Here is a 13,253-nt window from a genome sequence, read left to right as displayed (position 1 = left end):
CTGTGTAGGAGCTGTCGAGTGCAACGAGACTGCGATCTTTCCCCTGCCAATTGAGTCTGGAGCAAAGGATCAAAAGATCAAAAGATCGCAGCCTTCGGCAGCTCCTACGTATTAATTCATGACTCCAGCGGCATCACCGTCACCCGCACCTCGGGATCATGATTGCCGCCGCCCAGGATCACCCCCCGCAGCGGCGACACATCGGAAAAGTCCCGGCCCCAGGCCAGGGTGATGTGTTCCAGGGCCGGCTGGACGTTGTTGGTCGGGTCAAAGTCCACCCAACCCAATACCGGGCAATACACCGAGACCCAGGCATGGGACGCATCGGCGCCAATCAGCCGGGGTTGGCCGGGTGGCGGCTGGGTCAGGAGGTAGCCGCTGACGTAACGCGCCGCCAGCCCGCGAGAGCGCACGCAGGCCAGCATCAAGTGGGCGAAGTCCTGGCACACGCCCCGCCGCCGCTCCAGCACCTCCACCAGCGGCGTGGCCACTTGGGTCGCCTCGGCATCGAAGGTGAACTCCTCGAAAATCTTTTCCATCAGCGCCCGCACGCCAACCATCAATGGTCGCCCCGGCGGGAAGCAGCTTTCGGAAAACTCGACGAAGCTGCGCTTGAGGTGCACATACGGTGACTCGAAACGAAAACGGCACGCCTCCAGCAATGGCGCAGCAAGTGGCCGGCCGCTGTAGGTCAGCGCGTTGCAGGTCGACTCCCAGGCCGGGGACAGGTTGAAGTCCAACGCGGGGCGAGACAGCACCTCGACGCTCAGGCGAGCATTGACCAGCAGCTCGTCGTGGGGGCGTTCGAAGGCCAGGCGGGTCAGCGGGTTGCCAAACACATCCTGCTCATCGCGACGGGTTGTCGGCTCCGGGCTGATCAGCAATTGCTGTTCGGTGCAACGCTGCCAGTCACAGGCGCGCGGCCACAGATGGGCAAGCTGCTGGGCCAGCGATACCGGGCTGTCGTAGTGGTAATGGGTGTCGTGGAGGATCTGGTAACGAGCGCTCATCAGACGGACACCGTGCGTTGGCTGACGTCATCGACGTGGGCGAAATGACGCAAGGCCAGGCGATCGGATACCTGGCCACCGACATCGGCCACTTCCTGCAACAGGTCGGCCAGCCCATCAAGTGCTGCGCGCAGACTGGCCTCACCAAACAGGGGATTCTCCAGGCAACGCAAGTCAAAGCGAGAAAGACGCGTCACCAACTCTGGCAAGGCCGTTTCCTTCGGTGCGCCAAAATCGTCGTTCAGGCGTTTGAGCGTGCGGGCCACCAGCTTTAACTGGAAAAGCACCGCGTGGGGGTTCTGTTCGTCCAGCAACAACAGGTCCAGCACCGGGATCAGTTGCGCCACCGCCAGGTAGCGCGAACGGTAGGTAATGCTGCTGTTGCCCAGTTCCAGCAGCCACTCCAGCCCGGCCTGGTCGAACACCGCATCGCTGCGCAAAAACGCCGCCAGGCTGCTGCTGAGGAACTGCAAGCGTTCCAGGCGCCGGCCAATCATCAAGAAGCGCCAGCCCTCATCGCGGGTCATGTCGTCCAAGGCAAATCCGGACAACGCCGCCAGGGACATCACTAGCCGATTGAGGAAATCCAGCAACTCACCGAAATCCGGCTCCTCGGTTTCCAGCTCCATCGCTTCGCGCTGCAACTCCACCAGCGCCTGCCAGTTCTCCCGGGACAGCTTGCCGCGAACCTGCGAGGCCGCCCACTGCAAGCGCTGCAGGTTGGAACGCAGGCTGAACGACCAGTCGTCCCCCAACAGCGCCGCCAGCAAACGCTCGTGCAGCTCGCCCTCTTCAGGCAGCAGCATCAGGCTTTCGCCCAGGGACACCGCCGACTGCAGGGCCTGCGGGTCGTCGCCATCGACGTAACGCCCCAGCATGATCCGCAGCAGCCGCGCGCTGTCGTCGCAGCGCTCGCAGTAACGGCCGAACCAGAACAGGTTTTCCACCACCCGCGAAGGCAGGTACGGATCGCGTCGAACCAGGTCGTGGACGCCGACGGTTCGCTGGGCCGTCCATTGTTCACCGCCGGGCGCCTGCTCGCCCAACACCCAAGTGTCCTTGCTGGCGCCGCCGCGCTGCATCGACACCACTTCGGCGTCGGCCTCGGCGGCCACGCGGGTCAGGCCACCCGACAGCACCCGATAATCATCCTTCCCGGACACGGCATACACGCGCATGCCGATGGCCCGAGGCTGGATGTGCCCGTCTTCGGCCTGCCAGACCGGGGCCTGGGACAGTTGCGCCAACTCCTGGGCGACATAGGCATAGGGCCGAGCCTGCATGCGCGCCGCCAGTTGGCCGCGCTGCGCCTCGTCCAGGTCCCGGCCGAACACCGGGGTGAAGCTTTGGGACGGAAACGCCGGCTTGATCAACAGTTGCGGCAGCTTTTCCAGGGCCTGGGCCAGCACCGGCGGCTCACCGCACCACCAGGTGGCGATGGACGGCAGTATCAATTCCTCGCCGAACAGATACTGGTTGATCTTCGGCAGGAACCCCAGCAGGCCCGGCGACTCCAGCACGCCGCTGCCCAGGGCATTGGCCACCAGCACCCGGCCCTGGCGCACCGCTTCCAGCAGTCCCGGCACGCCGAGGGCTGAATCGGTGCGCAGCTCCAGGGGGTCGCAGAAATCGTCGTCGAGCCGGCGCATGATGGCGTGGACCCGGCGCAGGCCACTGAGGGTCTTGAGGTAGACCGTGGCGTCCCGCACGGTCAGGTCGCCTCCCTCTACCAGCGGATAGCCGAGCTGGCGCGCCAGATAAAGATGTTCGAAATAACTTTCGTTGAACCGCCCCGGCGTCAACAGCACCACCAGTGGCGACTCACCGTCGCTGGGTGCCTGGCGTGCCAGGGTTTCCTGCAAGGTGCGGAAAAAACCGGACAAGTGCCGCACCTTCAAGTCGCGATACAAATCGGGGAACGCGCGGGAAACGATCATGCGATTTTCCAGCGCATAACCGGCCCCCGAAGGCGCCTGGGTCCGATCCGCCGTGACCCACCAACGGCCATCGGGCGTGCGCGCCAGATCAACCGCATACAAGTGCAGGAAGCTGCCGTCCGGTGGCGCGATGCCCTGGCAGGGCCAAAGGAAATTGTTGTGCCCGAATACCAGCTCTGCCGGCAGCAGCCCTTCGCTGATCAGCCGCTGTGGCCCATACAGATCGGCCAGCACCGCATTGAGCAGCCGCGCACGCTGGGCGATCCCGGCCGCCAGATGTTTCCATTCCTGCGGGTCGATCACGTGGGGCAGCAGGTCCAGCTCCCACGGCCGGTCGGCGCCCTTCGGATCGGCGTAGACGTTATAGGTGACACCGTTTTCCTGGATCTGCCGAGCCAGCAGCGCCTGACGCTGGATCAGGTGAGCCGGCGTGCTGCGCTGCAACTGATCGAACAACCGCCGCCAGTGCGGACGCACCGCACCGTTGTCGTCCAACAGTTCGTGATAGGTGCCCGTCGTCAGCGGGTAACGGTCAAGCAGGTCAGGCATGGAAAGCTCGGCAGACGGCAATAAAAGGTGAGACTAGCGCAAGCGCATGACGCCCGGATAGGTGGAAGAGTGTGACCAGACGCTGAGGCGTGCCCTGTAGGAGCTGCCGGAGGCTGCGATCTTTTGATCTTGATCTTGATCTTTCACTCCAGACTCAATTGGCAGGGGAAAGATCGCAGCCTCGTTGCACTCGACAGCTCCTACACAGCTCCTACACAGCTCCTACACAGCGCCTACGCCTACACAGCTCCTACATTGAAGCTTTTGGAAAACGTCGCAGATCGAGTGTGAGCGGAAACTCGTCATCCATGGCCAGGCTGGGTATCGGAAGTTTCCCAGGCGTGTGTCCGATACGGAAGAAACGCGCCATCCGCCGGCTCTCGGCCTCGTTGGCATTCACCGGCAGGCTGTCGTAGTTGCGCCCGCCCGGATGGGCCACGTGATACTGGCAGCCGCCCACGGAACGTTGCATCCAGGTGTCGAGCAAATCGAAGACCAGCGGCGCATGCACCGGGATGGTCGGTTGCAGGCAGTTGGCCGGTTGCCAGGCGCGGAAACGCACCCCGGCGACGAACTCGCCGACCCGACCGGTGGGTTGCAACGGCACGGGCACGCCATTGCAGGTCAGCAGGTAGCGTTGCGGCGCCAGGCCGCTGAGCTTGACCTGCAAGCGCTCCAGGGAGGAGTCCACATAACGCACGGTGCCGCCCACCGCGCCCTCTTCCCCCAGCACATGCCAAGGCTCGAGGGCTTGGCGCAATTGCAGCTCGATACCGCTGACCGCGTAATCGCCCACCTTGGGGAAGCGGAACTCCAGGTGCGCGGCGAACCACTCGGCCCGCAGCGGGTAGCCGGCGGCGTTCAGCTCATGGATGACGTCGGCAAAATCCTGCTCGATAAAGTGCGGCAACAGGAACCGGTCATGCAGCTCGGTGCCCCAGCGCGCCAGTTTCGCCGGCGCATAAGGCTCACGCCAGAACCGCGCCACCAGCGCCCGCAGCAGTAATTGTTGGGCCAGGCTCATGCGGGCGTGGGGTGGCATCTCGAAAGCACGCAACTCCAACAGGCCTAGACGCCCGGTGGCACCGTCTGGTGAATAGAGTTTGTCGATGCAGAATTCGGCACGGTGGGTATTGCCGGTCACGTCGATCAACAGGTTGCGCAACAGGCGATCGACCAACCACGGTGGGCATTCCTCGCCGGGCTGTGGCATTTGCGCGAAAGCGATTTCCAGTTCGTACAACGCGTCGTTGCGCGCCTCGTCCACGCGAGGCGCCTGGGAGGTCGGGCCGATGAACAATCCGGAAAACAGGTAGGACAACGACGGATGGTTATGCCAGTAACTGATCAGGCTGCGCAGCAGGTCGGGACGCCGCAGAAACGGCGAGTCAGCCGGTGTCGCGCCACCCAGTACGAAATGGTTACCGCCGCCGGTGCCAGTGTGCCGCCCATCGATCATGAATTTCTCGGTGGTCAGTCGGGTCTGTCGCGCTTCTTCGTATAAAAACTCAGTGCGCTCGACCAACTCATCCCAGGTCGCCGAGGGCTGCACGTTGACCTCGATCACACCCGGGTCGGGGGTGATGCGGAAATTGCCCAGGCGCGGGTCGCTCGGTGGCTCGTAGCCCTCCAACAGCACCGGACAGTGCAGTTCCTCAGCCGTCGCCTCGATGGCGCTGACCAGTTCCAGGTAATCCTCGACCCGCTCCAGTGGCGGCATGAACAGGTACAACCGGCCTTCGCGGGCCTCGGCACAGAAGGCGGTGCGGGTCAGCCAGTCGGCGGATTTATCGATCTCCGGGACACGCTCCTGCTCGGCCGCCGGCTCGCCGTGACGCGCCAGTTGCTCGGTGCCGGGCAGCTCGGGCAAGTCCTGGTTCGGGTCGGTGGGGTGGATGAACGGGTACTCGGCCGCCGTCACCCAAGGCTGGGAGGCCAGTGGCAGTCGATAGCCCAGGGGCGAATCCCCCGGCACCAGGCGGCAGTGGTTATCGCGCAGGTACCAGCGACCGCTTTGCCATTGATCGCCCTTGGCAGTACGGGCCAACGGCAGGACCTGGCCGATGACCTTGTCCAGGCCCTGGTTGAAGACCTTGCGCAACCGTGCACGCTCCAGGGCGTCCTCCAGGCGTGGGTCCTCGGCCGTGACATTCGAAGGCAATGCACCTTCGCGCCAGAGGTAATAGAAGTTGTCTTCGTAGGCCGGAAACACGAACCGCGCAGGAATTTTCAAACGCTCGGCAACGCTCGCCAGGAAACGCCCGGCCAGTTCGCCATCGGCGCCGTAGTCCTCCTGCTCATCGGCGATCAACGCGCTGTTGTGCCAGATCGGCACCCCGTCGCGCCGCCAATAGCAGTTGAGCGACCAGCGCGGCAATTGCTCGCCGGGGTACCACTTGCCCTGGCCGAAATGCACCAGCCCCTTGGGCGCATAGTGCTTGCGCATGCGCTGGAACAGCTCGGCGGAGAGCCGGCGTTTGTCCGGCCCGAGTGCCGCGGTGTTCCACTCGGCGCCATCCGGGTCATCGATGGAGACAAAGGTCGGTTCGCCACCCATGGTCAGGCGCACGTCGCCTTCCAACAGGTCGGCATCGATCTGCCGTCCCAGTGCCTGGATCGCCAGCCACTGTGCATCGGTGTAAGGCTTGGTCACCCGCGGCGCTTCCCAGACCCGCTCGACGGACATTTCGTGGCTGAACTCACATTCGCAAGGTTCCACCAAGCCACTGATCGGGGCCGCCGAGGACGGATCGGGACTACAGGCCAACGGGATATGGCCTTCACCGGCGAACAGCCCGGACGTCGCATCCAGGCCGATCCAGCCGGCACCGGGCAGGTAGACCTCGCACCAGGCATGCAAGTCGGTGAAATCCACGTCAGTGCCGGACGGGCCATCGAGGCTTTTCACATCGGCGGTCAACTGGATCAGGTAACCGGAAACGAAACGCGCAGCCAAGCCAAGGTTGCGCAACAGCTGCACCAACAGCCAGGCCGAGTCGCGGCAAGAGCCGGACGCGTGCTCAAGGGTATGCTCCGGGGTCTGCACGCCCGGCTCCATGCGAATCAGGTAATTGATGTCTTCGCTCAGGCGCTGGTTGAGCGCCACCAAAAAATCCACCGCGGGCAACGGCGTGCGGTCGATGCCGTCCAGATAGGCCTGGAATTTCGGCGTCAGCGGCAGGGTTTCCAGGTAAGGCGCCAGCTCCTTGCGCTCGTCGGCCGCGTAGGCGAACGGAATCTTTTCGGCGTAGGGCTCGAGGAAGAAGTCGAACGGATTGAACACCGCCATTTCCGCCAACAGATCGACCTCGATGCGCATCTCCCGGGTTTTCTCGGGAAACACCAACCGCGCCAGGTAATTGCCCTGGGGGTCCTGCTGCCAGTTGATGAAATGCTGCTCGGGCGAAACCTTCAGCGAATAGGAAAGAATCCGCGTGCGGCTGTGGGCCGCCGGGCGCAGGCGAACGATCTGCGGGCCGAGTTCGACGGCGCGGTCGTAGCGGTAATGCGTGACGTGATGCAATGCGACATGGATCGACACGACGTGCCTCCTGCGAGCCTGGGCGTTATCGAAAGCGGCGCAAGACTTATGCCATGCAGGCAGGTCGGACACTTTCTTTGTCTACTCAAGGCAGTAGAGCACTAAAAACGCGCGCTGCTCGCATTCGGGTGCAAAGAGGCGCACATAAATGTGGCGCAGAGGTAGCGAATCGACTCAGCGGCGCGTGCGTGGGGCCTTGGCAGCCTGGATGATGAGTTCGCGTTGGCGGCGGATTTCTAGCAGTTTGCTGCGCATCTCGCGGTGGCGTTTGCTGTTGAGGAGTAGCAGTCCTAGTAATGGAAACAATACACCCGTCATATAGACGACGGGATGCGGCTCGTAGCCATGGCTGGGAAGGACCGTAAGGAAGCAAAGCACGTAAAACGCGACGATCACCCAGACACCCCATGACCTCCATAAAAAAGGCACAGATGAAGGCTGGAAAATAGTGAGCAAGGAAAGCGCCCAAGGAAGACTTTCGATCCATTATGCAACTTCCTTATATAAGCCCACGGCGATTGTCCGCAGGTTTCCCCGACAAACTGCTACCTGTTCCCGGGTGATGCCTATCGGGCTCTGTGCTTGGCGATAGCGGCTTGGCGCAGATGACGGACTTCCAATAATTTCTGGCGCATTTCGCGATGGCGCTTGCTGTTGAGCAGCAACAGAGCAAGCAATGGAAAAAGCAAACTCAAACTATAAATAAGCTTATTAGGCCGATATTCGATTGTGGGCAGCACACATAAAAAACAAAGTCCCAACACCACCGCCAACGGCCACACCCATTGTGGACGCCCGCGCGCAATCATGAAGTTGCAATGCACAAGGATGAAGGTAAGCGCGATCCCCACCAGAAAAGACCACTTGGTGCTGTCAGCCAAGGAGAGGTCTCGAAAATAGCTTTCAAAAAACAACGGAACAGCAAAAATCAGGGAAAAGACCGATGCAAAGATTGCCCCCATGAAGACGGGGAAGTACCTGGACAAAAAACCACGGATGCTGGGCAGATCATTCACTGATCGATCTCCTCGTACAGGCCTACAGCGATAGTTCGAACATTTCCGGAAATCGCACTTCCAGTGAAGCCGATAGAGGCTCCCAGGGCGTCCCGTATCTGCGTGACAGTTGCGTGCTTGACCTGAGTGGGTGTGAAACGCTTGGGTAACTCACCAGACAACTGCTTCAACTTAAGCATCTTTGAGGTCAAGCGAGGGTCGTTGATACTCAACAGCTCCTTGGTCAATTTGGCTCGCTCCTGTCGATTCAAGCCCCTGAGCACCTCTCTGACACTTTTGCCCGTTGCAGCCTTATTCAACCTGACCAGTTTGAGGGTCGTCAGCGAAGATGCCCCCACCCCCACCAACGACGCGGCATCCAGCGCGATCATCGTGTACTGGTACCACTCTTCACTGTCGAGTTGATCATTTCGGGCAGGATTAACTATTTCATTGCGCGCGCGATAACCGCTCGCAAAACACTGGGCGGTGCTCGCCGCGGCAGCGGTATAGCCCAGAGCTGCGATCACGGTACTGGCCCCCGCTGAAAACGGGATAGCCACAGAGCCACTGAGCACCACTACCCAACCGATAACGGCCCCCGCACACGACAAGGTGGTATTGATAGCTTCACCGACCAATCGCGATTCACGAGGATTGTCCTGTACCTGCTGGGCAAACTGAGCCGGTGCAATGTACTTCTGTGCCTCGCGCAAGATGATCCGTTTGGGTTTGATGCTGCAGATCGGCTTGAACTCACGCAGGGTCACTACATTGAACTCAGCATCGATATACACCACACCTGCACCGACGATACTCGGATCGGCGTCAATGGCGGCGAACAGCCGCGGCAGGTTGATTTGGCTTTCAATACGGCGGCGGGCCATCATCTGGGAGATGCTGTTGTCCATGCCGATGCCGGGTAACGGAGTGCTCATATGAATCGTCCTTGAGAATCGGAGGGGTGAATCTTTATCCACACTGAACCCTGTGGCGAGGGAGCTTGCTCTCGCTGGGCTCTGTAGGAGCTGCCGAAGGCTGCGATCTTTTGATCTTTTGATCTTTCGCTTGAGATTCAAGTGGCTGGGGAAAGATCGCAGCCTCGTTGCACTCGACAGCTCCTACATAGCTCCTACATAGCTTCTACACAGTTCCTACGCCGCCGAGCGGGAGCAAGGGCTACGCGGGCGCCACGATAACAAACGGCCAGCACCGCCGCTAGAAAGCAAAACGCCAGCACTTAAGGCTGGCGTTTTGCGAGGCGGCGTGGCGATCAGCGTGGCACGACAGGCTTGCGCGCCGGTTTTGGGCCCTTGCCCTTGGCGGCGTCCTTGCGTTCCTTGGCGGCCTGCTGGTTGCGGGCGAAGGCCGCAGCCTTGGCCTGCTCGCGCTTGTCCCACGGGTTGCCGCCGTCGCTGGCGCGCGGTGGCAGGCCGGTGTGCTGGGTCAGGATCTTAGTGGTTTCCTTGCCCACCTTGTGGCTGCCGGCTGGCGTCGAGTTCTTGCGACGGGCGCTCTGGTAGCTGTCGGTGGCCGGCTGGTGCAACGGAATCAGTTGGTTCTTGCCCGGCCCGATCAGGTCGGCACGGCCCATGCGGGTCAGCGCTTCGCGCAGCATCGGCCAGCCCTTGGGGTCGTGATAGCGCAGGAAGGCCTTGTGCAGGCGGCGCTGCTCCTCGCTCTTGACGATGGTCACCGCGTCGCTCTTGTAGGTGACCTTGCGCAGCGGGTTCTTGCCCGAGTGGTACATGGCGGTCGCCGTGGCCATCGGCGACGGATAGAACGCCTGCACCTGGTCGGCCCGGAAACCGTTGCCCTTGAGCCACAGCGCCAGGTTCATCATGTCTTCGTCGGTGGTGCCCGGGTGGGCGGCGATGAAGTACGGAATCAGGTACTGCTCTTTCCCGGCTTCCTTGGTGTACTTCTCGAACATCCGCTTGAATTTGTCATAGCTGCCGATGCCCGGCTTCATCATCTGGTTGAGCGGGCCTTCCTCGGTATGCTCCGGAGCGATCTTCAGGTAACCGCCGACGTGGTGGGTCACCAGTTCCTTGACGTATTCCGGCGACTCGACCGCCAAGTCGTAACGCAGGCCGGAGGCAATCAGGATCTTCTTCACCCCAGGCAAGGCCCGGGCGCTGCGGTACAGCTGGATCAGCGAAGAATGGTCAGTGTTCAGGTTCGGGCAGATGCCGGGGAACACGCACGATGGCTTGCGGCACGCGGATTCGATTTCCGGGCTCTTGCAGGCGATGCGGTACATGTTCGCGGTCGGGCCGCCGAGGTCGGAAATGACTCCGGTGAAGCCCGGGACCTTGTCGCGGATCTCTTCGATCTCGCGAATGATCGACTCTTCGGAACGGTTCTGGATAATCCGGCCTTCGTGTTCGGTGATCGAGCAGAACGTGCAGCCGCCGAAGCAGCCACGCATGATGTTCACCGAGAAACGGATCATCTCGTAGGCCGGGATCTTCTCCTTGCCATACGCCGGATGGGGGACACGTGCGTAAGGCATGCCAAACACGTAGTCCATTTCTTCGGTGGTCATCGGAATGGGCGGCGGATTGAACCAGACATCGACTTCGCCGTGCTTCTGCACCAGGGCGCGGGCATTGCCTGGGTTGGTTTCCAGGTGGAGCACGCGGTTGGCGTGAGCGTAGAGCACCGCGTCGCCACGAACCTTTTCCACCGATGGCAGACGGATCACGGTCTTGTCGCGGGTCATTTTCGGGCTCGCCAGGATCTGCACGACCTTGGCTTCGCTCGGGTCTTCAACCGGCCCCTTCTCCTGCTCGATGGCGCAGGCTTGGGTATCTTGGGTGTTAACGTACGGGTTGATGATCTTGTCGATCTTGCCCGGACGGTCGATGCGCGTGGAGTCGACTTCGTACCAGTCTTTCGGCGTATCACGACGGATGAAGGCCGTACCGCGTACATCGGTAATGTCTTCGATCTTGTGGCCGTAGGACAGGCGCTGGGCGACTTCGACGATCGCCCGCTCGGCGTTGCCGTAAAGCAGGATGTCGGCACAGGCATCGATCAGGATCGAGTTGCGGACCCGGTCCTGCCAGTAATCGTAGTGAGCGATACGGCGCAGCGACGCTTCGATGCCACCCAGCACGATCGGCACATGCTTGTAGGCTTCCTTGCAGCGCTGGCTGTAGACCAGGCTCGCACGGTCCGGCCGTTTGCCCGCCATGCCGCCCGGGGTGTAGGCGTCATCGGAGCGGATTTTCTTGTCGGCGGTGTAGCGGTTGATCATCGAGTCCATGTTGCCGGCCGCGACACCGAAAAACAGGTTGGGCTCGCCAAGCTTCATGAAATCGTCTTTGGACTGCCAGTTCGGCTGGGCAATGATCCCGACGCGAAAGCCCTGGGCTTCCAGCAAACGGCCAATGATCGCCATGCCGAACGACGGGTGATCGACGTAGGCATCACCGGTCACGATGATGATGTCGCACGAATCCCAGCCGAGCTGATCCATCTCCTCCCTGCTCATGGGCAGGAACGGTGCCGGGCCGAAACATTCGGCCCAGTACTTGGGATAGTCAAATAACGGCTTGGCTGCTTGCATGTCGATAACCGGTATAAAAGATGAAAAATCGCGGGCGCGGAATATAGCACAAAAAATAACCAATTCCGACGGCTATGGTCGGAAATTGGTGGCGCACCTTTCGCGAGCAGGCTCGCTCCCACAGAGGAATGTATTCCAAGGTGGGAGCGAGCCTGCTCCGGGCGGCGTTCCGACGATAAGGCCGGATCAGACGATGAAGAACTTACTCATCGTCGTCAAAATTGTAGCTACCCGGCGCCAGGTTCTCGAAGCGGGTGTATTTACCGATGAACGCCAGGCGGATGAAGCCGATCGGGCCGTTCCGCTGCTTGCCGATGATGATTTCGGCGATGCCCTTGTGCTCCGTCTCGGGGTGATACACCTCGTCGCGGTACACGAACATGATGACGTCGGCGTCCTGCTCGATCGCTCCGGATTCCCGCAAGTCGGAGTTCACCGGACGCTTGTTGGGGCGCTGTTCCAGGGAACGGTTCAACTGGGAAAGTGCCACCACCGGGCAGTTGAATTCCTTGGCCAGGGCCTTGAGGGAACGGGAGATTTCGGAAATCTCGTTGGTCCGGTTGTCGCCGCTGGAACCAGGGATCTGCATCAACTGCAGGTAGTCGATCATGATCAGCGCGATGTCACCGTGCTCACGCACCAGGCGACGGGTCCGGGCGCGCATTTCCGACGGACTGATACCGGCTGTATCGTCGATGAACAGCTTGCGATCGTTGAGCAGGTTGACCGCCGACGTCAGGCGCGGCCAGTCGTCGTCTTCCAGCTGGCCGGAACGGACCTTGGTCTGGTCGATACGCCCCAGGGACGAAAGCATACGCATGATCAGCGATTCGCCTGGCATCTCGAGGGAGTACACCAAGACCGCCTTGTCGCTGCGCAGCACGGCGTTTTCCACCAGGTTCATCGCAAAGGTGGTCTTACCCATGGACGGACGGCCGGCGACAATGATCAGGTCGGACGGTTGCAGGCCGCTGGTCTTCTCATCGAGGTCGGTATAACCGGTGGACAGGCCGGTGATGGCGTTGTCGGTGTTGAACAAGGTGTCGATGCGGTCGATGGCCTTGGTCAACAGGTCGTTGACGCTGACCGGGCCGCCGGTTTTCGGGCGGGCCTCGGCGATCTGGAAGATCTGCCGTTCGGCTTCGTCAAGAATCTCGGCGGCGGTGCGGCCTTCCGGGTTGAAGGCGCTGTCGGCGATTTCGGTGCTGATGCCGATCAACTGGCGCAAGGTCGCCCGCTCACGCACGATCTGGGCATAGGCCTTGATGTTGGCGACCGACGGCGTGTTTTTCGCCAGTTCGCCCAGGTAACCGAGGCCGCCGACCTGGGACGTTTGCCCTTCCTTGTCCAATTGCTCGGCCAGGGTCACGACGTCGATCGGCATGTTCTGATCGGCCAGACGGGCGATCGCACGGAAAATCAGACGGTGGTCATGCCGGTAGAAATCGCCGTCGGAGACTTGATCGAGCACACGCTCCCAGGCGTTGTTGTCCAGCATCAGGCCACCGAGCACAGCCTGTTCGGCCTCGATGGAATGCGGAGGCACCTTCAGGGCAGCGGTTTGCAGATCGTATTGCTCGGGAGCGGTGATTTCGTTCATGGCCACTTCTGGTTATGAAAATCAGGAATTGCAGAAAGACAAAGGGC

The 13,253-nt window shown here is 61.4% G+C and carries 8 protein-coding genes; all 8 read right to left on the bottom strand.

Features of this window, described 5'->3' with window-relative positions; translation table 11 throughout:
- Positions 1-116 precede the first annotated feature (116 nt).
- Positions 117-1,010 (bottom strand): transglutaminase family protein, encoded by an 894-nt coding sequence (locus tag ASC85_RS03370; protein WP_057448271.1) that lies wholly within the window; start codon positions 1,008-1,010, stop codon positions 117-119.
- A complete protein-coding gene (locus ASC85_RS03365) occupies positions 1,010-3,496 on the bottom strand; it encodes a circularly permuted type 2 ATP-grasp protein (RefSeq protein ID WP_057448270.1) in 2,487 nt (828 codons plus the stop codon). Before ASC85_RS03365 ends, ASC85_RS03370 begins: the two co-directional genes overlap by 1 nt.
- 250 nt (positions 3,497-3,746) lie before the next feature.
- Entirely contained in the window at positions 3,747-7,037 is a 3,291-nt protein-coding gene (locus ASC85_RS03360) for a transglutaminase family protein (protein ID WP_057448269.1), read from the bottom strand.
- A 174-nt stretch (positions 7,038-7,211) separates the two neighbouring features.
- A complete protein-coding gene (locus ASC85_RS03355; RefSeq protein ID WP_177343156.1) occupies positions 7,212-7,493 on the bottom strand; it encodes a hypothetical protein in 282 nt (93 codons plus the stop codon).
- A gap of 110 nt (positions 7,494-7,603) precedes the next feature.
- Positions 7,604-8,053 (bottom strand): hypothetical protein, encoded by a 450-nt coding sequence (locus ASC85_RS03350; protein WP_057448267.1) that lies wholly within the window; start codon positions 8,051-8,053, stop codon positions 7,604-7,606.
- Positions 8,050-8,970: a hypothetical protein gene (locus ASC85_RS03345; protein ID WP_057448266.1), complete on the bottom strand. Its 921-nt coding sequence runs from the start codon at positions 8,968-8,970 to the stop codon at positions 8,050-8,052. Before ASC85_RS03345 ends, ASC85_RS03350 begins: the two co-directional genes overlap by 4 nt.
- A gap of 335 nt (positions 8,971-9,305) precedes the next feature.
- The gene (locus ASC85_RS03340; protein WP_057448265.1) at positions 9,306-11,606 is read right to left on the bottom strand and encodes a YgiQ family radical SAM protein; all 2,301 of its coding nucleotides are present in this window, start codon (positions 11,604-11,606) and stop codon (positions 9,306-9,308) included.
- A gap of 202 nt (positions 11,607-11,808) precedes the next feature.
- Complete coding sequence (gene dnaB / locus ASC85_RS03335; RefSeq protein ID WP_027911801.1) at positions 11,809-13,206, bottom strand: replicative DNA helicase; 1,398 nt, start codon at positions 13,204-13,206, stop codon at positions 11,809-11,811.
- Positions 13,207-13,253 lie beyond the last annotated feature (47 nt).

Source organism: Pseudomonas sp. Root401 (genome assembly GCF_001425105.1).
Classification (GTDB): Bacteria; Pseudomonadota; Gammaproteobacteria; order Pseudomonadales; family Pseudomonadaceae; genus Aquipseudomonas; species Aquipseudomonas brassicacearum.
This window is presented reverse-complemented; position numbering and strand designations above follow the sequence as displayed.

Excerpts from the sequence above, each read along its gene's own strand:
- ASC85_RS03340 (WP_057448265.1), bottom strand. The coding sequence starts at position 11,606 with ATGCAAGCAGCCAAGCCGTTATTTGACTATCCCAAGTACTGGGCCGAA.
- ASC85_RS03345 (WP_057448266.1), bottom strand. The coding sequence starts at position 8,970 with ATGAGCACTCCGTTACCCGGCATCGGCATGGACAACAGCATCTCCCAG.
- ASC85_RS03370 (WP_057448271.1), bottom strand. The coding sequence starts at position 1,010 with ATGAGCGCTCGTTACCAGATCCTCCACGACACCCATTACCACTACGAC.
- dnaB (WP_027911801.1), bottom strand. The coding sequence starts at position 13,206 with ATGAACGAAATCACCGCTCCCGAGCAATACGATCTGCAAACCGCTGCC.
- ASC85_RS03365 (WP_057448270.1), bottom strand. The coding sequence starts at position 3,496 with ATGCCTGACCTGCTTGACCGTTACCCGCTGACGACGGGCACCTATCAC.